This is a genomic window from Euzebya pacifica (assembly GCF_003344865.1).
Lineage (GTDB): Bacteria > Actinomycetota > Nitriliruptoria > Euzebyales > Euzebyaceae > Euzebya > Euzebya pacifica.
Window position 1 is genome coordinate 1,944,557 of record NZ_CP031165.1, and the last position, 20,894, is coordinate 1,965,450.

The following is a 20,894-nucleotide window of genomic DNA, read 5'->3' on the forward strand; positions in this document are numbered from 1 at the left end:
CGGCGTCTTTGCTTGGCGTCGGAACGCCTCTGGTGGGCCCGGCTGGGATCGAACCAGCGACCTCTCCGGTGTGAGCGGAGCGCTCGTCCCACTGAGCTACGAGCCCGTAGTTCATCGACCAGCGGTCGGTGGGACGGGAAACTATAGCGGCCCGGACAGGCGATCGCCTACTCCTCCCGACCGCTCGTGCAGGGCCGTCGGGTCAGCGGCCGCGAGCGGCGTCGGCGCGGGTGCGCAGGTCGGTGACGCCCTCGGCGAAGCTGTCGTACTTCCACAGCGCGCTGCCGGAGATGAAGACGTTGGCGCCCGCCCCCGCGGCGCCCGCGATCGTGGCCGCGCTGATGCCGCCGTCGACCTCGAGGTCGATCTCGCGACCGCTGGCGGCGATCATCTCCGCGGTCATGCGGATCTTCGGCTCCATCGACGCGATGTAGGCCTGTCCGCCGAACCCGGGGTTGACCGTCATCAGGACGATCTCGTCGACCAGGTCGATGGCGTGCTCGACGTGGGTCAGCGGGGTGGCGGGGGACAGGGCGATCCCGAGCTTGGCGCCCATCTGCTTGACCTGCTGGTAGACGCGGTGGGGCTGCCCGAGGGTCTCGGGGTGCAGGATGATCATCTCGCAGCCCGCCTCCTCGATGTAGCGGGGCAGCATCTCCTCGGGTCGCTCGGCCATGATGTGCGCCTCGAACGGCACGTCCACCAACGGGCGACAGGCCGCGATGACGTCGGGCCCGAAGGTCAGGTTCGGCACGAAGACGCCGTCCATGACATCCCACTGGATGCGGTCCACGCCGGCCTCCTCGAGCGCCACGCAGTCCCTCCCGAGGTTGGCGAAGTCAGCCGGCAGCACGGACGGCACGATCAGGGTGGGGCGAGGCGTGGAAGTCATCGCCGCTGGAGGGTAACCGGCTCAGGAGATCGTCCGAACCGTCCCCTTGACCCTCCCACGATGGGAGACTCCATCCTCGACGTCATGGAACAGCTGGTACCGATCGGGCGGTTCTCCCGAATGACCCGCCTGTCGATCAAGGCCCTGCGGCACTACGACCGCATCGGCCTGCTGCAACCCGCGGAGGTCGACCCCTCGTCCGGCTACCGGTACTACCGGTTGACCCAGACGAGGACCGCCGAGGCGATCCGTTTGCTGCGCGGTGTCGACATGTCGCTGGACGACATCGCCACCGTGCTCGCCGACGACACCGCCCCGGACGTGGTCGACAAGCTCCTGGACCGCCACCGCGAACGCCTCGCGGAATCGGTGCGGGTGCAGCAAAGACGCCTGACGACGGTCCAGCGCCTCATCACCGGAAAGGAACCGCTCGTGCCCTACGACGTCACGACCAAGACCATCGACCCCATCACCGTGGTCAGCATCCGCCGCCACACCGACAAGGCCGGCATCAGCACGGCCATCGGGGAGTCCATGCACGCCCTGTACGCCACCGTCATGGGATCGGCCGCCGAGCTCGCCGGCGCACCCACCGTGCTGTACCACGACGTCATCGACGAGGAGCAGTCGGGTGACCTCGAGGTCGCGCTGCCCATCGCCGAGCCGGCCGGCCCCATCGCCGTCGACGGCGACATGGTGCGCCGCACCGTCGACGGAGGGATGGTGGCCACCACCCACCACCACGGCGCCTACGACGAGATCGACGGCGCCTACCACGTCCTCGCCGGGTGGATCGCCGAACACGGCCACACCCCGGGCTTCCCGGCCCGCGAGCTGTACCTCAACGACCCCAGCGAGGTGCCCGAGGGCGAACAGCTCACCGAGGTGCAGTGGCCGTTCGGGTGAGCTACCCCCGCTCGAGGGTCCAGACGTAGTCGATCTGGGCCGCGGTCGCCTCCGCCAGGGGCCGACCGGCGACCTGCTCGACCAGGTGCAGGGCCATCGCGATGCCCGACGACAGCCCGCCGGAGGTGATGACGTCGCCGTCGATGGCCCAGCGCACGTCGTCACGGGTGACGCCCCGCCCGCGCAGCTCGGCGAGGGCAGGGGCGTCCTCCCAATGGGTGGTCGCCTCGCCGTCGCCGAGCAGGCCGGCGGCCTCCAGCAGGAACGCGCCGGTGCACACCGAGGCCACCCGGTCGATGTGCGCACCGGCCCGAGCGATCCCGTCCACGAGCACGCGGTCTGCCATCCCGGCGTCGAGGTCGATCAGGCCGGGCACCACGAGCTGGTGGGCGTCGTGGTTGTCGTGCAGGGCGCCATGGGACGGGGTCAGCCCCAGCCCCCCGTAGGCGACGACGGCCCGCCCGTCGAGGCTGACGGTTCGCACCTCGAAGGGCAGGTCGACGACCCAGCGCGAGGCCAGCCGGTTGGCGGTCAGCAACACCTCGTAGGGCCCGGTGACGTCCATGACGTCGCAGCCCTCGAACAGCAGCAGCGCCACGACCGTCACGAGGCCACCGCGTCCTGCGGGGCGCCGACGAGCGTGAACCCCTCCATCTCCCAGCCCCAGACCCCGCCGAGCATCTCCTTGACGGGGAACCCGAGCTCGGCGATGCGGGCGGCGCCCTTCGTCGCGCCGTTGCAGTGCGGCCCCCAGCAGTAGGTGACGAACAGCACGTCGCCGTGGGCGGCGAGCGCGGCGGCGTCCATCGTGGCCGGCGGGATGTTGACAGCGCCGGGGACGTGTCCGGCGGCGAACGCCTCGGGGGACCGGGTGTCGACGACGACGATCGCGTCGGGGCGCGCCTGCAGCGTGGCGTGCACGTCGCTGCAGTCGGTCTCCGCGGCCAGGCGGGCACGGAAGTGGCGGGCGAGCTCGGCTGCCGGTGGGGCAGGGATGTCGGTGGCGTGTGGCATGGCGCCATTGTCAGCGGAGGTTCGGTCGCGCACCATGTGGCGTGATGTCAACTATCGACAACATCACGCCACCTTCGGCGGGTGGGACCGGCCCGGACCCGGCGGCGGGCTGATGCGCGACAGGCCCAACGACCGGCTGGCGATCCTGGCCTACGACCACCTCAAGACCTTCGAGTTCGGGATCGCCGTGGAGCTGTTCGCCCTCGACCGTCCGGAGGTCGGCTGCTTCTACGACGTCACCGTGGCCGCCGTCACCCCGGGCCCGCTGCAGGCCACCGGTGGGTTCGTCGTGACCGCCGAACACGGCCTCGACGACGCCCGGGGCGCCGGGACCCTCGTCGTGCCGGGCTGGCCGATGGACAACGGCCCGCTCGCCGACCCCGTCCGACAACTGCTGCGCGACACCGTTGCCGCCGGAGGGCGGGTCGTGGGGATCTGCTCGGGCACCTGGGCCGTGGCTGCCGCAGGTCTCCTGGACGGGCGTCGTGCCACGACCCACTGGTTGTTCGCCGAGGGCCTCGCCCGTCGGTTCCCCCGCGTGCAGGTGGACCCCGACGTGCTGTTCGTCGACGAAGGCGACGTGCTGACCTCGGCAGGATCGGCTGCGGGAATCGATGCCGGCCTGCACCTGATCCGCCACGACTGGGGCGGACACGTCGCCGCCACCATCGCCCGGCGGATGGTGATGCCCCCGCACCGTGACGGCGGCCAGGCCCAGTACGTCTCCCCGCCACCGAGACAGGCCGAGGACTGGCTCGCCGGCCTCCAGGACTGGGTGGTCGGCAACCTCGACCGTCCGCTGGCGCTGACGGACCTCGCCGGTCGTGTCGGCGTCAGCCCACGCACCCTGACCCGCCGGTTCGAGCAGTCGCTGGGCACGAGCCCCGGACGGTGGCTGGTGCAGCAGCGGCTGGCCCGGGCGCAGGAGCTGCTGCTGGTCGACGACGCCTCGGTCGAGCAGGTTGCCCGTTCGGTCGGCTTCGGCGCTGCCGTGACCCTCCGGCATCACTTCCGACGTCAGCTCGGCACGACGCCAACCGCGTACCGCTCCCGCTTCGGCACCTGACGGGGTCAGACCTCCCGGGAGCGACACGCAGAACGGGCCCCCTGGTGGAGGCCCGTTCGACGCGATGTGGCTGGCCCGAGGATCAGCGCAGGCGCTCCACGACGATGGCCATGCCCTGGCCACCGCCGACGCACATGGTCTCCAGGCCGATCGTCTTGTCGGCGGTCTGCAGACCGTTGAGCAGCGTGTTCATGATGCGCGCGCCGGTCATGCCGAACGGGTGGCCGACGGCGATGGACCCGCCGTTGACGTTCAGCTTGTCCCAGTCGATGCCGAGGTCGTCGGCGGAGGGGATGACCTGGGCAGCGAACGCCTCGTTGATCTCCACGAGGTCGACGTCGTCGATGGTCATGCCCGCCCGGGCCAGCGCCTGCTTGGACGACTCGACCGGCCCGAGGCCCATGATCTCGGGGTTCAGGGCCGTGACGCCGGTGGAGATGATCCGGGCCAGCGGCTGGATCCCGAGCTCGGCGGCGCGGGTGTCGGACATCACGACCACCGCGGCGGCGCCGTCGTTGAGGGGACAGGCGTTGCCGGCGGTGATCCGGCCGTCGGGACGGAAGACGGGCTTGAGCTCCGACAGCTTCTCCGCCGTCGTCCCCGGCCGGGGGCCGTCGTCCTGGGTCATCGTCGTGCCGTTGGGCAGGTCGACCGGGGTGATCTCGCGCTCGAAGAAGCCGTTCTTCTGCGATTCCACGGCCCGCTGCTGGGACAGGGCGGCGAACTCGTCCATCCGCTCGCGCGACACGCCCTTCAGCAGCGCCACGTTCTCGGCGGTCTGCCCCATGGGGATGTAGATGTCGGGCAGGCCCTCCGGCGGGGCCCACGAGTCAGCACCCTCCTCGGCCATCGACGCGGTCCGCGCCTCGGCGTCGGCGAACTTCTCGTTGTGCGGCCCGGTGTCGGAGGAGCCGTTGACGAACCGGCTGACGGTCTCGACACCCGCGGTGACGAACACGTCGCCCTCGCCGGCCTTGATGGCGTGGGCGGCCATGCGCATGGTCTGCACGGAGGAGGAGCAGTACCGGGTGATCGTGGCGCCGGGGACGGTCTCCCAGCCGAGCAGCGTCGCGACGACACGGCCCATGTTGAAGCCCTGCTCGCCACCGGGAAGGCCACAGCCCAGCAGCAGGTCCTCGACCTCGGTGTGGTCCAGCTCGGGCACCTTGTCCATGGCGGCCTGGACGGCGATCGCGGCCAGGTCGTCGGGCCGCATGTCGACGAGCGAACCCTTTCCGGCACGTCCGATCGGAGTGCGGGCAACGGCGACGATGACTGGTTCGGGCATCCGGGTTCCTCCTGTGGGGCCGGTGGGGGGCTCGTTGATCCGGCCCGTACAGCGTAGGCCGCAGCCGCCCCACGCTGCGACTCCGACCCGCGTCCGTGGTCCGCATCACCGCCCTCCGTTGGTCCTCGGGTACGCTGTGCAGTCTTTGTCGACATCAACTGAACGGGGATCACTTTGCGAGAACTGCGTGTCGTGCTGGCCCTCCTGCTGGTCGTGGTGCTGAGCGCCTGTGGCGGGGGAGACACCGCTGCCATCAGCGCCGACGACCCATCGGAGGCCGAAGCCACCATCGAGGAGGCCACCGCCGAGGACGAGCCGGAAGAGCCCGGTGACGAGCTCGACCTCGTCGTGGCGGGTGTCGACGACGACGTGTTCTGTCCGGCGCTGGACCGCGTGACCAACCTGCTGATCGCGGCGGACGGCCTCGACGTCGACGAGCAGGTCGACGCCCAGGTCGAGCTGTTCGACGACGTGCAGACGATCCTCGTCGAGCTGGGCGAGGACCACGAGGTGCTCAGCGACGGACTGGAGCTACTGGCCACCGACGCCCTGGTGTTCACCGAGGACGCCGCGGTGGACCAGGAGGCGGTCGAGGCAGCCAGCCAGCTCGCGATCGAGACGTGGAACGTCAACTGCGCCGACCACGTCGAGCAGTCCGTGGACGACGGCGCCGGCGACCCCGACCCGAGCGCCTTCGGGGCCGACGGGCAGGAGGACGAGTTCGACGCCGAGTGTCCCTCACCCGAAACGCTGGAGGCCGAGGGGCTGGAGTGCGACGAGTTCGGCAACCTCTACCCGGCCGAGGAGTACTCCGACGGCCACGGTGACGGTCCCGAGTACGACCCGGGCGCAGAAGAGTCCTACGACGCCGAGTGCCCGTCGCCGGAAACCCTCGAGGCCGAGGGCCTGGCGTGTGACGAGTACGGCAACACCTTCCCCGCGGAGGAGTACTCCGACGGGCACGGCGACAGCCCCGAGTACGACCCCGACTTCGGCGGCGACGGCTGCGAGGGCGAGGACTGCTACGGCGACGAGGGGTACGGCGACGAGCCCGACCCCGAAGCCTTCGGTGCCGACGGCTGCGAGGGCGACGACTGCTGAGCCCGGACGACGGCTGTTCGGCCGGATCGAGAACGGCCCCGACATCGTCGGGGCCGTTCTGCTCTGGGTGCCGGGTCAGCCCCCGACGGACCCCTCGACCTGCGTGGCCACGTCCTCGCTGATGAAGCCGAGGTCGCCCAGCAGCACCACCGAGGGCAGGCTGCTCAGGCCCAGGCCCTCCAGGTAGTCCTCGGTCTCCGTCGGGTAGCTGTCGGCTCGCAGGCCCAGCTCCGGCCCGCCGATCCGGGCGGCCAGCGGCGCGGCCGCCAGCGCGAGCGTCCAGGCGTCCGGCCGTTCGAGGTTGGCGAAGACGAAGTCCTCGCCGGTCGAGGGGACCGCGGGCCAGAGGTCCTCGGCCACCGCGACCGCCGTGGCCATCCGGTTGTCCCCGGCGATGCGCAGGGGGTTGGTCACCGCAGCCTCCACCGCCGGACCGACGACGCTCTCGCCACCGACCAGCACGACCTCGGCCGCGGGGTTGGCGGCCTGCACCGTGTCGATGACGCGCTCGGCCGCCGGGTGCAGGCTGTCGGTGCCGGTCAGCACGACCGGGGTGATCGTCGCCCGGGCGTAGGCACCCGCGGTGACCGCATCGGCCCAGTCCCCACCGAACGCCACGATGACCCGATCCCGCGCCAGCGCCACCTCCGCCATCGCGGCGTTGGCGACCTCCTCTGCGGTCTCGAACCGGGTCGGTCCGGCGAGTCGGCCGATGGTGTGACCGTCGTCGGTCAGGGCCTGCGCAGCCGCGGCGCTGACGGCGTTCTCGCCACCGAGGACGAACACGTTGCCGCCTGCGGGGCCGAACGCACGGGCGATCTCGGCCCGGGTGTCGGCGTTGATCGGGGCGTCGGGGCCGCCTTCGGTGAACAGGATGCAGTCGGCCGGCAGGGCCGATCCGGCCATCGCGTCGGCGAAGTCGTCGACGCGGGCCAGCGCGATCAGCTCGGCCGTCCCGTCAGCGGGCACCAGGAACTGGCAGATCTCGATGGCCGCGTCGATGGGGTCCCCCGAGCCACCGTCGACTCGGCTGACCCCGGGCTCGCCCGGGACGGCGTCGGGTTCGGTCGGGACCGCCCGGAAGCCGGAGTACCGGACGTCGGACTGGGAGTAGTTGTAGAAGCCGAACGCCCCCTCGGGGAACGTGCCGCTGGCCGACACCACCTCGACGCCGTCGATCAGGACCCGCACGGCGGTGGGCGAGTACTCGAGGGTGAAGGTGTACTCGGTGTTGTCCGCCCATCCCTCATCGGGGCCCCAGCTCGTGTCCAGCACATCGACGTCGATGTCGTAGGCCCCGTCGGTGCGGGACTCGTGGCACCACAGGGCGGGGTGGGCGGTCCCTCCGGGGGTGTAGTCGGCAGCGGGGTCCTCGGTTCCCCGGACCCGCAGCAGCGAGGCACCTTCCTCTGCCTGGCATCCACCGAAGTCCTGGGCGCCCTGCTTCCAGTTGAAGACGAGGAAGTCGTAGCCGGTCGTGTCCGGCGTCCGCGGGCCGGCATAGCCCATCACGAACCCGATGTAGTCGTCGTCGCCGGACGTCTCGACCTCGAAGACCCCCTCGATCGATGCGGACGCGAAGGTCTCGGGGCTGACGTAGAAGGTCGGCGAGTCGTTGATGGTCTGCCGGACCGTCGCCCCCTCGTCGCTGACGGTCCACGACCCCCAGTCGGGCACGCCCTCCTGGCTCCAGGTGCGCAGGTCGAAGTCGATCGGTGTGCCCTCCGGCGGTTGGGCCAGGGCTGCGGGAGCGGCCATCGACGCGACGACCAGCAACACGGCCGTCGCTGCGGACAGGAGACTGAGGGTGCGGGTAACCATGGCTGGCACCTTAGTCCAGCCGCTCCGTTGCCCGGTGCGGTCGTGCGCGTTCCGTAACCTCACGAGTGCCGAACGACGTCAACGTGCTCTGTTCCGTCACGGCCCCATTGGTTACCGTGCGAGCATGTTCAAGGCCATCCGGACCATCCGGCAGTACCTCCGGGCCACGCAGACCCCGGAGTACCGCGCGCACGTCCGGGCCGAACGGGAGAAGTGGGAGGGCGTCGCCCGGCAGCAGGCCGCCACCCCGATGACCCTGTCGGAGGACGACATGGACGCCGCCGCCGCGACGGTCCGTCGCGCGATGGGGTCGATGGACATGACGGCGCTGCTCCCACCGCCCAGCGAGTTCGTCAAGCGCACGAGCTGCGCAGCCTGTGGTGGCGTGAAGGAGCTGCCCTCGGTCCGGCCGACCCTCTACTGCGACTTCTGCGGGCAGGTCACCGACTACGACCTCAAGCAGGCGATGGCGGAGGCCTACAGCCACCCCGACGTCATCGACTTCGCCAGGATCGGCAACAGGCTTCGGCCCGCGGCGATGGCAGCGGGGCGAGCCGGCGATGTCGACCGGTTCAGGTCGTTGACCCGGACGCTGGTCGAGGCGCAGACCGCCTACACGCCCTGGACGGTGCCGCCGCGGGCCTACAACGACGAGGGGTATCGGCGGGACTGGATTCGCTACCAGACCGAGCTGCAGGTGCTGACCACCTTCGACCCCACCCATGCGGCCCTCGAGAACCGCATGGTCACCCTGACCCAGCAGCTGCGATGGACTGGGGGGAACCTGGCGGCGATGGGCATGCAGGCGCTGATAGGCCGCACCCCGGGGGAGCGCACCCGCCCCCGAGTCGTGGCCGAGACCTTCTGGCCGCTGGTCGACGTCCTGCTCGCGCAGGCCGAACGGACACGGAACCTGCTGGACGGCTCGCCGGTCAAGGACCTCGACCCCGACCGGATGCCCGGCGTGGTCGCCGACCGCCTGTTCCGCTCGGGCCTCGCCCAGGGCTGGCTGCCGTCGCTGGAGCCCGACGAGGGCGAGCGGTTCGTCCGCCTCCTCCAGCTGGACATGTCCTACACGCGGCCGACGGCCAGCGGCGACCACCGGCACTGCACCGGCTGCGCGCACGACCTGACGGTCCTCGAGGGGGCGACAACCGTCGTGTGCGATCGCTGCGGGCGGCGGGTCGACGTGGCGGGTCCGGCCATCACCTGCACGGGCTGCAACGACCGGGTCGCCCTGCCCGAGGGCGTGCAGGAGGCCAGCTGTCCGTCGTGCAACGCCCTGATCCGGCGGGTGTAGGCCGTTCGCTATCCTTGGCCGCTCCCGACCATCCACAGGAACCCAAGGAGCTGACGTGTCGGACGTGATGAAGGTGTACGGACCGGGTGATGCCACCGCGGAGGTCCCCACCGGCACGACGGCGCAGGATGCCCTGAAGGCCCTCGGTGCGATCCGTGGCATGGTCGTGGCGGCCCGCGTCGACGGTGCCATGGTCGACCTCGACCGGGTGCTGGAGGACGGCGAGTCCGTCGAGCCGATCAACGCCGACTCCGACGACGGCCGGTTCATCATCCGCCACTCCACCGCCCACGTGATGGCGCAGGCCGTCACCGACCTGTGGCCCGGCACCAACTTCGGCATCGGCCCGCCCGTCGAGAACGGCTTCTACTACGACTTCGATCCCGAGGTTCCCTTCACCGAGGACGACCTCAAGAAGATCGAGGGCCGCATGGTCCAGATCGTCAGGGAGGACCAGCCGTTCGTGCGCGTGGAGGTCTCCACCGACGAGGCGCTCGCGGCGTTCGAGGGCAACCCCTACAAGGTCGAGATCATCACCGACGGCGAGGCCGCTGCGGACGACCCGACCGCCCCGGCCGGCGACTCCGGCATCACGATCTACCGCAACGACAAGCCCGACGGCGGCCACTGGCAGGACCTCTGCCGCGGCCCCCACGTGCCGACCACCAAGTGGATCCCGGCGTTCACCCTCCAGCGGGTTGCCGGTGCGTACTGGCGCGGCAGCGAGAAGAACAAGATGCTGCAGCGCGTCTACGGCACCGCGTGGGAGTCCAAGAAGGCCCTCAAGGCGTTCCTGCACCAGCAGGAGGAGGCCCGGAAGCGCGACCACCGCAAGGTCGGTCGCGACCTGGACCTGTTCAGCTTCCCCGAGGAGCTCGGCCAGGGGCTCGCGGTGTGGCACCCCAACGGCGCGATCGTCCGCCAGGAGATGGAGGACTACATCCGCGCGGAGGTCCGTCGTCGCGGCTACCAGCCCGTCTACACCCCGCACATCGGCAAGTCGACCCTGTGGGAGACCTCGGGCCACCTCGACTTCTACGCCGACGGCATGTACCCGCCGATGGAGATGGACCCCTCCGGTGACGGCGCGGGGACCAACTACTACCCCAAGCCGATGAACTGCCCGTTCCACGTGCTGGTCTACCGGTCCCAGCAGCGGTCCTACCGTGACCTGCCGCTGCGCCTGGCCGAGCTGGGGACGGTCTACCGCTACGAGAAGTCCGGCACCGTGCACGGCCTGATGCGCGCCCGCGGGTTCACCCAGGACGACTCCCACATCTTCTGCACCGCCGAGCAGGTCGTCGCCGAGGCGCGGGGCTGCATGGAGTTCGCCCTCGACGTGCTGCGCGCGTTCGGGTTCGACACCCCCTCCCGCATCGCCCTGTCGACCCGGCCGGCGAAGGCCGAGACCGTCGGCACCGACGAGGGCTGGGCCCACGCGGAGAAGGCGCTCGAGCAGGCGCTGGAGGAGATCGGCCTGGACTACGTGGTCGACGAGGGCGAAGGCGCCTTCTACGGCCCCAAGATCGACGTGCAGGTCACCGACGCCATCGGCCGGGCCTGGCAGCTGTCGACCATCCAGATCGACTTCAACCTGCCCGAGCGGTTCGACCTCGGTTACACCACCGACACCGGCGAGTCCGAGCGACCGTTCATGGTCCACCGCGCGCTCTACGGCTCGCTCGACCGCTTCTTCGGCGTCCTCACCGAGCACTACAACGGCGCGTTCCCGACCTGGCTGGCGCCCACCCAGGCCGTGGTCATCCCGATCAGCGACGCCCACCTGCACTACGCCGCCGAGGTCGAGGCCTACCTGAACGGCACCGGCCGTCGGGCGACGGTCGACACCAGCGACGAGACGATGGGCGCCAAGATCCGCAAGCACCAGGCGAACAAGGTGCCCTACATGCTGATCGTCGGTGAGCAGGAGGCGGCCGACCGGACGGTCGCCATCCGCCCGCGCTACGGTGACCAGCGCAAGGGCGTGCCCCTCGACGACTTCGCCGAGGAGCTGTCGCTGGAGGTCGCCGAGAAGCGCGTGGGCCCGCAGCCGGAGTAGGTCTGCCGTCCCGCGCAGGGGGTTGTCGACGCACATGCAGTCACGACACATCGGCCTCGGCCTCCTGCTGTGCCTGACCGTGGTCGCTGCCGCGTGTTCGGGTGGCGGAGGGGCCAGCGAAGGCGCGGCGGGTTCGTGGGAGGCACGGCTCGCGCTGCTGCCGTTCGTCGATCCGGCCGAGGGGTCGGTCCAGGTCTCCATGGGTGACCTGGCGACGGCCGCCGAGCTGGCCGATGTCCTGTGGCCGGCCACCGATGCCGACCCGCTCGACAGCTTGGTGCGCCTCGCCGGCGTCGGGGGCAGCCCCGTTGCTGTCCCGTTCCCCAGCTTCGTGCAGTCCATCGGCGGGGACGGCGTGATGGAGGAGCTCCGGGCGACGGCCGGCTGGGGGCTGGAGGACCTGGACTGGCTGGCCACGGCCACTGTCCCTCCCGTCGAGACCACGGTCGGCGGCGGGCGCATCGACGCCGACGCCATGGCCGATGCGCTGGGCAGTGACGGCCCTCCGTGGCGGCTCGGCGACGGCGACGACCTCGAACCGTCGCTGGAGTCCCCCAACCCCCTGGACCCGCTGGGCCGCACGATCACCATCACCGTGGTCGACGGCACGCTCGGGTTCAGCACCGTCACCGAGGGCCTCGACGCCCTGGAGGGGGAGGGCCGCTCCATGGCCGAGGTCGAGCCGATCCGGCGCCTGGTCGCGCTCGCCGACGAGGAGGGCTGCTACGCGCTGACCATCCACGCCTCGGAGGAGGCCGCCCAGCTGGCGTGCAACCTGGCGGAGGTGGCCGAGGGACCACAGTTCCTGCTGGCGGCGACCGGCGTCGACGACCCCGCCGCTGAGGTGGCGCGCATCAGCGAGATCGACACCGCCGGCCGAGCCGACTCCGTCACCGTCCTGGCCGACGGTGACCTGGTCCGCGTCGAGATCGACGCCACCGACGAGGTCCCCGGCCGCTTCGCCGCCGACCTGCTGCTCCGCCTGGACCCGCTGGTCCCCGGCTTCGGCGGCTGACCCCGACCACGCCCGCCCCACCGTCCACCCCGCCCAGCCGGATGGATTCGCCTCCACCCCCGGACGGAATCGCCTCCACCGATCCGGCCACATCCTCCGGGCCGGGCCGCGCAACCACGCCTCAACCGGCGGAATCGTCCCCAGCGTGGGACGGATCTGTCCCCAGGTGGGAGGGGCCGACGGCCGTTTCCGCAGGTCAGGGCGTCCACCACGGACGGAATGGTCCCCGCTCCGCCGACGCAGGGGGTCGGGGTGGGTCAAGATCCGCCGACGGGAGGACCGGGGGTGAGTCTCACCACGTGGTGTAGGAGCAGGTCCGCCGTGTAGGCGGGCCACCGTGCGAACTTCCAAAGCTCCTACGCAAAGAAGGCACGCACGATGACCCATAGCCAGTCTGCCCTGTCCGAGCTCGCTGACGCCCTGATCGGGACCGACGCGACGCTCACCACGTCCATCGCCGAGATCCTCGGCACCGCCTTGCAGGAACTGATCGAGGCCGAGGTGTCGGCCAAGATCGGCGCCGACCACGGTGAACGAACCCCAGCCCGCAGCAACCTGCGGAACGGGCATCGGCCCAAACTGCTGTCCACCCCCGCCGGTGATGTCGAGGTCGGCATCCCCAAGCTCCGCAAAGGGTCGTTCTTCCCTGAGCTGCTCGAGCCACGCCGCCGGATCGACAAGGCGCTGTGGGCGGTGATCATGCGGGCCTACATCACCGGCACCTCCACCCGGAAAGTCGATGACCTGGTCAAAGCGCTCGGCGTCGACTCGGGCGTGTCCAAGTCAACGGTGTCGCGAATCTGCAAGCTCATCGATGACGACGTCGCCATCCTTCGAGGCCGCCGGCTTGATCATCAGCCGTTCCCCTACATCTGGCTGGACGCCACCTACGTCCACGTCCGCGAGCACGGCCAGGTCGTCTCCAAAGCCGTCGTGATCGCCACCGGCGTCCGCGCCGACGGGCACCGCGAGGTCCTCGGTGTCGACATCGGCAACAGCGAGAACGAGACGTTTTGGACCGAGTTCCTCCGCGACCTCGTCGACCGCGGCCTGAACGGGGTCCAACTGGTGATCTCCGACGCCCACGCCGGCCTGCGCGCCGCGATCCGACGGGTCCTCCAGGGCTCCGGATGGCAACGATGTCGCGTGCATGCCAAGCGCAACCTGCTCGCCGTCGCCAACCACAGCCAGCGGCAGCTCATCAGCGCGTTGATCTCCACCATCTTCGCCCAGCCCGACGGCGATGCCGCACGCGCCCAGCTCCGCACCGTCTGTCAACAACTCGAGACCGTGGCGCCCAAGGTGGCCAAGCGGCTTGAGGCGATGGAGGATGACCTGCTCGCCTACGCGGCGTTCCCACCCGTGCACTGGTCAAAGATCTGGTCCAACAATCCGATCGAGCGGCTCAACCGTGAGCTCAAGCGCCGCACCGATGTCGTGCAGATCTTCCCCGACCCCGAATCAGTCATCCGGCTCGTCGGCGCGTTGCTGGTGGAGGTCAACGAAGAACTGATCGCCGCTCCGCGGCGCTACATGGCCGCCGTCACCCTCGAACCCCTCCTCGATCGCTCCGACGATCAGATACCGTCAATCCCCGCAGTGACCAACTGAATCAAGCGCACGGGCTTCTACACCACCGGCCGGGACGTGATCAGGACCGGTCGCGCCGATGGAATCGACTCCACCTGTCGAGGATGACGTGGGTTTCGGAGTCGAATCCATCCGGGGTCGGCGGTGACCACCCACCGGCCCGACGCGACGATCAGTAGGCTCTGTTCCGTGACGAGCGATTCCCACGGCACCCCGCCCGGCCGGCCCGATCCCGACGCCGACCCGCTGGACCCGCGCATCGACCGGTTCGACCGGCTCTGGACCCCGTGGCGGCTGGAGTACGTAACCGACCCCGACAGCTCCAGCAACGGCTGCCCGTTCTGCCTGGCCGACGAGCACGGCGACGACGAGCGGGTCATCCACCGGGGGGAGCACGCCTTCGTGCTGCTCAACGCCTACCCCTACAACCCCGGCCACGCCATGGTCATCCCCTACACCCACACCGATGACTACGCCGCGCTCAGCCACGACGAGGTGACGGAGATCGCCGCCCTCACCCAGCGGACCATCCGGGCGCTCAAGGCCGCCGCCGGGCCCCACGCGTTCAACGTCGGCATGAACCTGGGGACCGTCGCCGGGGCAGGGATCGCCGACCACCTCCACCAGCACGTCGTCCCCCGCTGGGGTGGTGACACCAACTTCATGCCGGTCATCGGGCAGACCCGCGTGCTGCCCCAGCTGATGGCCGACACCTACGCGATGCTCAAGCCCGCCTTCGACGCCGCCGAGTAGCGCAGGGTCGCGCTGCAGGCGAACGTCTCCCCGGCATCGACGACCCGGGGGGCGGTGTGGTTCAGCTCGTCCGGCGGGCCCGACTGGGGTTCCACGCACACGCCCTCGGGGTGTTCGGTGAAGACCACGACGTGCTCGAGGTCGCTGGCCACCTCCACCTGGCCCAGGTCGGGCCACACGACCGCCGGCGTGGCCGCCAGGTCGGTGAAGCAGTCGTCCCACGGCTCGGGGGAGGGACTGGTCCACCGGTGGGTCGGCAGCCCCTCGGCGTCGCGCTCGAGCATTCGTCCCCCTTCGAGCCGGACGACGGCCTCGACCCCGTCGAGGTGGCGGACGAACCACGGGTGCCAGCCGACCGTGACCGGCATCGCCCGGTCGTCGGCCGTCACCGCCATCGACAGCGCCACCCCGTCCTCGAGCGCCGCCACCTCCTGCTCGACGACACCACCGAACGGCCAGCCCTCCTCACCGGCAGGGGAGCGGGGCAGGTCCAGCCGCAGCCGCACCCGATCGACGTCCTGGTCGACCACCGACCAGGCCGACAGGTAGCCAACCCCGTGGAGGGCATGCTCGCCGAAGGGGTGGGGCAGCCGGACCTCCGCGCCATCCCAGGTCAGGACCGCGTCGCGCACACGGCCGGCCCACGGGACCATCGGATAACACCCCCAGTGGATCGGGCTGCGCGACGGGTCCGCCCCGAGCAGCAGCTCGTGTCCATCGACCGACCAGGACGCCAGCCGCCCACCGGCCGCCGGGTCGACCACGACCCGGGTGCGGCCCGCCACGAGGGCGAGGGAGGGGCCGCTCACGACGTCAGGACGTCGGCTGCGTGTTCGGCAGCCCCGGCGCCCGGCCGGGTCAGGACGGTGCGGGCAGCCAGGTCCGGCCAGGCCCGCCGGTACGCCGCGAGGGTGGCGTCGGCCACGTCGCTGGCCTCCTCGGCTCGAACCAACCCGATCACCGCGCCACCGAAGCCGCCGCCCGTCATGCGGCTGGCCAGGGCACCGTGCTCGCGCAGCAGCTCGACCAGCCGGTCGGTCTGGGGCACCGTGACCTCGAAATCGTCGCGAAGGCTGTCGTGGCTGGCCTCGAACAGCGTCGCCACGGCATCGATGTCGTCAGCCGCGAACGCCCGGACAGTGGCCCGTACCCGCGCGTTCTCCGTCACCACGTGGCGCAACCGGCGGGCCGGGACCTCGTCCAGGGCGTCCAGCAGCCCGGGCAGCTCGTCGGGGGGCACGTCCGCAGGTCGCCGGCCGTCGAGGACGGGCAGCGCTGCAGCCAGCTCGCGGGTGCGGGTGGCGTACCCGGACCCCTCCAGCTGCCGGGTGACGCCCGAGTCGATGATCAGCACCTCCACGCCCTCGGGCAGCGCCACGTCCTCGTGGGCCAGGTCGGCGCAGTCCAGCAGCAGCGCAGCGCCCGATCGCGACAGCACCGACGCGGCCTGGTCCAGCACGCCCGAGGGAACACCGACGGCCGCGTGCTCGGCCCGACGGCACGCGCGGACGACCTCCACGGCCGGAAGGGCATGATCGGCCGCCCGAAGCAGCGCAACCGCAACCGCAACCTCCAACGCCGCCGATGACGACAGGCCGATCCCCTGGGGGAGCGTGGAGGAGAACTCGCCGGTCAGCCCCACCGGCGGACGGCCGCATGCGTGCAGCTCGGCCGCGACGGCAGCGACGTAGCGGCCCCATCCCGCCGTGGGCGAGGACGAACCGTCCGCCGGCAGGTCCACCTCGAGCGCCGCGTCGGCAGACGTGACCCGGATGCGATCCCCACCCCCCTCGCCGTGGAACGCAACGCCGACGTCGAGGGCCATCGGCAGCGCCAGCCCGTCGGTGTGGTCGGTGTGTTCCCCGATCAGGTTGACCCGACCGGGAGCGCGGGCCGTCACCGGTCGCACGTTTCACGTCCTTTCGTGGGGGCGCGTAACGTAAGGTTTCACAACCCGCTCCACAAGCGTGCAGGCAACCCCTCGAGCACGAGTCAACCACGAATCCAGGAGGCGACCATGGGTGCACGCGACGTCGCGCAGCCCGACGACGACGAACCCACACCCGCCCGGATCCGTCGCGATCGGACCGTGGGGTTGCTGCGCGAACGCGAGTTCGTCCGGGTCGCCGACCTGGCGGAGGCGTTCAAGGTCAGCGAGGTCACCGTCCGCGGCGACCTCGACCACCTGGAGGACCGAGGCCTGCTCAAGCGCGTCAGGGGCGGTGCGGTTCCGCGTCCCATGGCCGAACCCGAGCGCACCTTCGAGGAGACCGCCACCACCGCGCAGCTGCAGAAGCGTGCGATCGCCGCCCGAGCGGTCGACATGGTCGAACCCGGTGACTCGATCATCCTCGACGTGGGGACCACCACGACGGCGATCGCCCACGAGCTCGCCACGCGGGAGGACCTGGTCGACGTCAGCGTCTTCACCTCCTCCATCACCATCGCGCTGGCGCTGGAGGCCGCCCACCCCCGCATCAGCGTGGTGGTGACCGGCGGCACCCTGCGTCCCAAGCAGCACTCGCTGGTCGAACCCCTCGCCGGCCTCATCCTCGAACACATCAACGCCCGGCTCGCCTTCATCGGCTGCAACGGCGTGGACGTCACCGCAGGGGTCACCAACGTCAACCTGCCCGAGAGCACCGTGAAACGACGGATGATCCGCGCCGCTGCCCGCCGGGTCATCGTCGCCGACGCCTCCAAGCTCGGGCAGGTCGCCCTGGCGAAGGTCTGCGACCTCGACCACGTCGACCTGCTCATCACCGACGACCAGGCCCCGGAGGGCGTGGTCGCCGATCTCCGCACAACGGGACTGGCCGTCGAGACCGTCGACGTCCGCGGGTCCCTGACCGCCGAAGGACGAGCCCACCGATGACCGCGACATCTCCCACGGCCCCCGGATTCACGGAGGTCCTGGACCTCCCCTGCGACCCGGAGCAGGCCCTGGCCTACGAGCACGGCTGGCAGTCGTGGAGCCCCGCCGGCGTCCACCGGCTCGGCCGCACCAGCCCGCGGCCAGCGATCGAGCGCTGGCAGACCATGGCCTATCGCCCCGAGACCCCCGCCCCGGCGACGGGGATCCAGGGGGAGGGGCTGATCGCCCTCCGTCCACACACCGACGGGCCGACGACGATCGTGGCGACCCCGGATCCGCATCGGACGATGCCATCGATCCGTGCCGACCTGGTCGACGGTCGCATCGTCGTCACCGCCAACGGCGACGTCACGGTCACCCAGCACGTGGGCGACATCCCCGACGCGCTGGCCGCTTGGGGCGACACCCTCGCCACAGCCAAGGACGTCCGCTTGCGGGCACAGGCACCCGGGTGGTGCTCCTGGTACTGCCACGGACCCGGTGTCACCGCTGCCGACGTGGCCACGGCGGTCGACGCCGTCACCGCCCAGGACCTCGATGTCCGCGTCATCCAGATCGACGACGGCTACCAGGCCGACATCGGTGACTGGCTGGACCGCAACACCACCGCCTTCCCCACGCCCCTCACCGAGCTGACCGGCCGCATCGCCGATGCCGGCATGGAGGCCGGGCTGTGGACCGCACCCTTCTGCGTGGGCGCGGACTCCGCGCTCGCCCGTGCCCACCCGGAGTGGCTGGTCGACGGGGCGCTGGCGAGCGACGCGCACTGGGGCCAGCCCATCCGCGTCCTCGACGTCACCCATCCGGGTGCCGCCGACCACCTCCACGGACTCTTCGCGACCCTCCGGAGCTGGGGTTTCGCCTACCACAAGGTCGACTTCGTGTACGCCGGCGCCCTGCCCGGCGGACGGCACGGCGACGCCAGCCCGCTGGATGCCTACGGCGAGGGGCTGCGGATCATCCGCGACGCCATCGGTGAGGACGCCACGCTGCTCGGCTGCGGTGCCCCGCTGCTCCCGTCGGTCGGCCGCGTGGACGCCATGCGGGTCTCCCCGGACATCGACCCCGTCTTCGAGCCCCCCAAGGGCGACGTGTCACAGCCCTCGATGCAGGGAGCGCTGCAGGCCGGCCGCGCCCGCGCCTGGCAGCACGGGCGCCTGTGGGTCAACGACCCCGACTGCATCCTCGTCCGCGAGGAGGTCGGCCGCCGTGAGGAGTGGGCCGGCTACCTCGACACCCTCGACGGGCTGGCGGTCTCCAGCGATCCCCTCGACCGACTCGACCCCCGCGGCCTCGAGCTCACCCGCCACCTGCTGCGCACCAGCGAACCCAGCCCGGCGCCGACCTGGCGGCCGGACCCCGATGACCACGACGCCGACCGACTGGTGGGCGAACCCGACGGGGCGGTGACCGCGTGAGGATCGGGGTCTGCTGGTATCCCGAGCAGTGGCCCGAGACGGACTGGGCGGACGACGTCGCGCGCATGGCCGATCTCGGCCTGCAGGTCGTGCGCATCGGCGAGTTCGCCTGGGCCCGCATGGAACCCCAGCGGGACCGTTGGGACCTCGGCTGGATGGATCGTGCCGTGCAGGCCATCGCCGATGCCGGCATGCGGGTGGTCATCGGCACGCCGACGGCCACACCGCCCGTGTGGCTGATGCGCGAACGTCCCGACGTCCGCATCGTCGGCACCGACGGCCGCCCCCGCCCCTGGGGAAGCCGCCGCCACACCTGCCCCACGTCGCCGGCCTACCGGGAGGAGTCCGCACGGGTGACCGCGGTGCTGGCCGACCGCTACGGCGACCACGCGGCCCTGGACGCCTGGCAGATCGACAACGAACCGGGGAACCACGACTCCGCCCGCTGCTGGTGCCGGGCATGCCAGGACGCGTTCCGCGCCTGGCTCGCCGACCGGTACGGCGACATCGACACCCTCAACGACGCCTGGGGCCAGGCTTTCTGGTCGATGACCTACCCCGACTTCGACGCCGTCGAGCTGCCGGCCCCCACCATGACGGTGCACAACCCCAGCCTGGAGCTCGCCCACCGACGGTTCGCCAGCCGGCAGGTGTGCGAGGGCTTGGCGGTCCAGCGCGACGTGCTCGCCGAGCGGTCGCCCGGCGTGCCGACCTTCACCAACCTCTACATGGGCGACCTCGACATCGATGCCCGCGCGGTCCACCGCCTCAACGGGATCGGCGCCATCGACAGCTACCCCCACGGCGTGGCCGGCCCCGACGAGGTCGCGTTCAACCTGGACCTGGCCCGCGGCAGCGCGCTCCAGCCGGGCCAGGGCGTCGAGGCACTGGGTGGACGCGCCTGGGTCGTCGAGCAGCAACCCGGTCCGGTCAACTGGACGGGCGACAACCCTGCCGTGCCGCCCGGGCAGGTGGGGGAGTGGATCGCCGACGCCGCACGCCAGGGGATCGACACGTTGCTGGTGTTCCGGTGGCGCATGGCCCGCGCCGGGCAGGAGCAACACCACGCGGCGCTGCTCACCCACGACCGACGCGAGGCCCCCGCCTACGAGGAGGTGCGCGCCGCCGTCGCATCGTTGCCGCGTGACGCCGCGCCACGGGAGCGCGCCACCGCTGCCGTCGTCGCGGACTACACCGACGCGTGGATCCTCGACATCATCCCGCAGACCCACGGGGCGTCCCACCGCACCCTCGCCGTCGCCGCCCATCGGGCGCTGCGCGACGCCGGGCACGTCGTCGACGTCGTCGGCGACGACGCCGACCTGACCCGGTACGACATCGTCGCGCTGCCGGCGTTCCACCGTGTCACCGACGCCAGGTCGGTCACCGTCCAGGCCGCCCTGGACGCCGGCGTCACGGTCGTCGTCGGTCCGCGCAGCCTCGTCCGCGACGACGAGGCCGTCTGGGTCGACACGGCCACGCCGGCCGGACTCAGCGAACGCCTGGGCGCCCGGGTGGATCGGGCGGGCAGCCCGGGTGGATGGCCGCGCGACACGGCACCGTCTGCGGTCCGAACGGCCGACGGCGCAGTCCACGACGCCGGCCCGTGGCTGGAGGCCTACGAGGTGCTCGCCGGCGACGTCGAGGTGCTGGCCCGAGCCGAGGGCGGGCCCCTCCACGGCCTGCCGGTCGTCGTGCGCCGGGGGTCGCTCGTCGCCATGGGCGCCTCGTCGGCCGCCGCATGGCAGTCCGTGCTCGAACGGCTGCGCTGAGTCGCTTTCGGAAGCGAAAGCTAC

18 protein-coding genes and 1 tRNA gene are annotated in these 20,894 nt (G+C 71.3%); 11 read left to right on the top strand and 8 right to left on the bottom strand.

Annotated features, from left to right (window positions below; translation table 11 throughout):
- Window positions 1-30: 30 nt before the first annotated feature.
- Both DVS28_RS08095 and rpe read right to left on the bottom strand, forming a co-directional pair.
- Window positions 31-106: transfer RNA gene (locus DVS28_RS08095), tRNA-Val, on the bottom strand.
- Window positions 107-202: 96 nt separating this feature from the next.
- Complete coding sequence (gene rpe, locus DVS28_RS08100) at window positions 203-892, bottom strand: ribulose-phosphate 3-epimerase (protein WP_114591016.1); 690 nt, start codon at window positions 890-892, stop codon at window positions 203-205.
- A gap of 60 nt (window positions 893-952) precedes the next feature.
- Here rpe and DVS28_RS08105 point away from each other — a divergent pair, with 60 nt between their 5' ends.
- Window positions 953-1,798, top strand: coding sequence for a MerR family transcriptional regulator (locus DVS28_RS08105; protein WP_216826475.1), 846 nt, complete (start codon window positions 953-955; stop codon window positions 1,796-1,798).
- A 1-nt stretch (window position 1,799) separates the two neighbouring features.
- Here the strand turns inward: DVS28_RS08105 and DVS28_RS08110 are convergent, their stop codons facing one another.
- Together DVS28_RS08110 and DVS28_RS08115 are read right to left on the bottom strand one after the other, a co-directional pair.
- A complete protein-coding gene (locus tag DVS28_RS08110) occupies window positions 1,800-2,405 on the bottom strand; it encodes a DJ-1/PfpI family protein (protein ID WP_114591017.1) in 606 nt (201 codons plus the stop codon).
- Window positions 2,402-2,812, bottom strand: coding sequence for a rhodanese-like domain-containing protein (locus DVS28_RS08115; protein ID WP_114594054.1), 411 nt, complete (start codon window positions 2,810-2,812; stop codon window positions 2,402-2,404). Before DVS28_RS08115 ends, DVS28_RS08110 begins: the two co-directional genes overlap by 4 nt.
- Window positions 2,813-2,924: 112 nt before the next feature.
- On the opposite strand from DVS28_RS08115, the gene DVS28_RS08120 reads away from it, so the two are divergent.
- The gene (locus DVS28_RS08120) at window positions 2,925-3,878 is read left to right on the top strand and encodes a helix-turn-helix domain-containing protein (RefSeq protein WP_114594055.1); all 954 of its coding nucleotides are present in this window, start codon (window positions 2,925-2,927) and stop codon (window positions 3,876-3,878) included.
- An 82-nt stretch (window positions 3,879-3,960) separates the two neighbouring features.
- Here DVS28_RS08120 and DVS28_RS08125 read toward each other — a convergent pair whose 3' ends face one another.
- Window positions 3,961-5,166: an acetyl-CoA C-acetyltransferase gene (locus DVS28_RS08125; RefSeq protein ID WP_114591018.1), complete on the bottom strand. Its 1,206-nt coding sequence runs from the start codon at window positions 5,164-5,166 to the stop codon at window positions 3,961-3,963.
- Window positions 5,167-5,340: 174 nt separating this feature from the next.
- Here DVS28_RS08125 and DVS28_RS08130 point away from each other — a divergent pair, with 174 nt between their 5' ends.
- Window positions 5,341-6,267: a hypothetical protein gene (locus tag DVS28_RS08130; RefSeq protein WP_114591019.1), complete on the top strand. Its 927-nt coding sequence runs from the start codon at window positions 5,341-5,343 to the stop codon at window positions 6,265-6,267.
- 75 nt (window positions 6,268-6,342) lie between these two features.
- Here DVS28_RS08130 and DVS28_RS08135 read toward each other — a convergent pair whose 3' ends face one another.
- Window positions 6,343-8,088, bottom strand: a complete 1,746-nt coding sequence (locus DVS28_RS08135; RefSeq protein ID WP_114591020.1) for a cell wall-binding repeat-containing protein — start codon at window positions 8,086-8,088, stop codon at window positions 6,343-6,345.
- A gap of 124 nt (window positions 8,089-8,212) precedes the next feature.
- Between DVS28_RS08135 and DVS28_RS08140 the strand changes: the two genes are divergently transcribed.
- From DVS28_RS08140 to DVS28_RS08160, 5 genes are all read left to right on the top strand, one after another.
- Window positions 8,213-9,388, top strand: a complete 1,176-nt coding sequence (locus DVS28_RS08140; protein ID WP_114591021.1) for a hypothetical protein — start codon at window positions 8,213-8,215, stop codon at window positions 9,386-9,388.
- A 67-nt stretch (window positions 9,389-9,455) separates the two neighbouring features.
- On the top strand, window positions 9,456-11,447 hold the full coding sequence (gene thrS, locus DVS28_RS08145) for a threonine--tRNA ligase (protein WP_114594056.1): 1,992 nt from the start codon (window positions 9,456-9,458) through the stop codon (window positions 11,445-11,447).
- Window positions 11,448-11,481: 34 nt separating this feature from the next.
- A complete protein-coding gene (locus DVS28_RS08150) occupies window positions 11,482-12,462 on the top strand; it encodes a hypothetical protein (protein WP_114591022.1) in 981 nt (326 codons plus the stop codon).
- Window positions 12,463-12,840: 378 nt separating this feature from the next.
- Window positions 12,841-14,073 carry an IS256 family transposase gene (locus DVS28_RS08155; protein ID WP_114591023.1) on the top strand — a complete coding sequence of 411 codons (1,233 nt, stop codon included), beginning with the start codon at window positions 12,841-12,843 and terminating at the stop codon, window positions 14,071-14,073.
- A 225-nt stretch (window positions 14,074-14,298) separates the two neighbouring features.
- Window positions 14,299-14,805, top strand: a complete 507-nt coding sequence (locus DVS28_RS08160; RefSeq protein ID WP_114594057.1) for an HIT domain-containing protein — start codon at window positions 14,299-14,301, stop codon at window positions 14,803-14,805.
- Here DVS28_RS08160 and DVS28_RS08165 read toward each other — a convergent pair.
- Together DVS28_RS08165 and galK are read right to left on the bottom strand one after the other, a co-directional pair.
- The gene (locus tag DVS28_RS08165; protein ID WP_164710162.1) at window positions 14,766-15,614 is read right to left on the bottom strand and encodes an aldose 1-epimerase; all 849 of its coding nucleotides are present in this window, start codon (window positions 15,612-15,614) and stop codon (window positions 14,766-14,768) included. The genes DVS28_RS08160 and DVS28_RS08165 overlap by 40 nt on opposite strands.
- Window positions 15,611-16,705, bottom strand: coding sequence for a galactokinase (gene galK, locus DVS28_RS08170; protein ID WP_216826477.1), 1,095 nt, complete (start codon window positions 16,703-16,705; stop codon window positions 15,611-15,613). Before galK ends, DVS28_RS08165 begins: the two co-directional genes overlap by 4 nt.
- A gap of 117 nt (window positions 16,706-16,822) precedes the next feature.
- Between galK and DVS28_RS08175 the strand changes: the two genes are divergently transcribed.
- Genes DVS28_RS08175 through DVS28_RS08185 form a run of 3 tightly spaced genes read left to right on the top strand, consistent with a single transcriptional unit; the run spans window position 16,823 to window position 20,870 of the window.
- A complete protein-coding gene (locus DVS28_RS08175) occupies window positions 16,823-17,680 on the top strand; it encodes a DeoR/GlpR family DNA-binding transcription regulator (protein WP_114591026.1) in 858 nt (285 codons plus the stop codon).
- The gene (locus tag DVS28_RS08180) at window positions 17,677-19,098 is read left to right on the top strand and encodes a glycoside hydrolase family 36 protein (protein WP_114591027.1); all 1,422 of its coding nucleotides are present in this window, start codon (window positions 17,677-17,679) and stop codon (window positions 19,096-19,098) included. The genes DVS28_RS08175 and DVS28_RS08180 overlap by 4 nt, the downstream gene beginning before the upstream one ends.
- Window positions 19,095-20,870, top strand: coding sequence for a beta-galactosidase (locus tag DVS28_RS08185; protein ID WP_114591028.1), 1,776 nt, complete (start codon window positions 19,095-19,097; stop codon window positions 20,868-20,870). Before DVS28_RS08180 ends, DVS28_RS08185 begins: the two co-directional genes overlap by 4 nt.
- Window positions 20,871-20,894 lie beyond the last annotated feature (24 nt).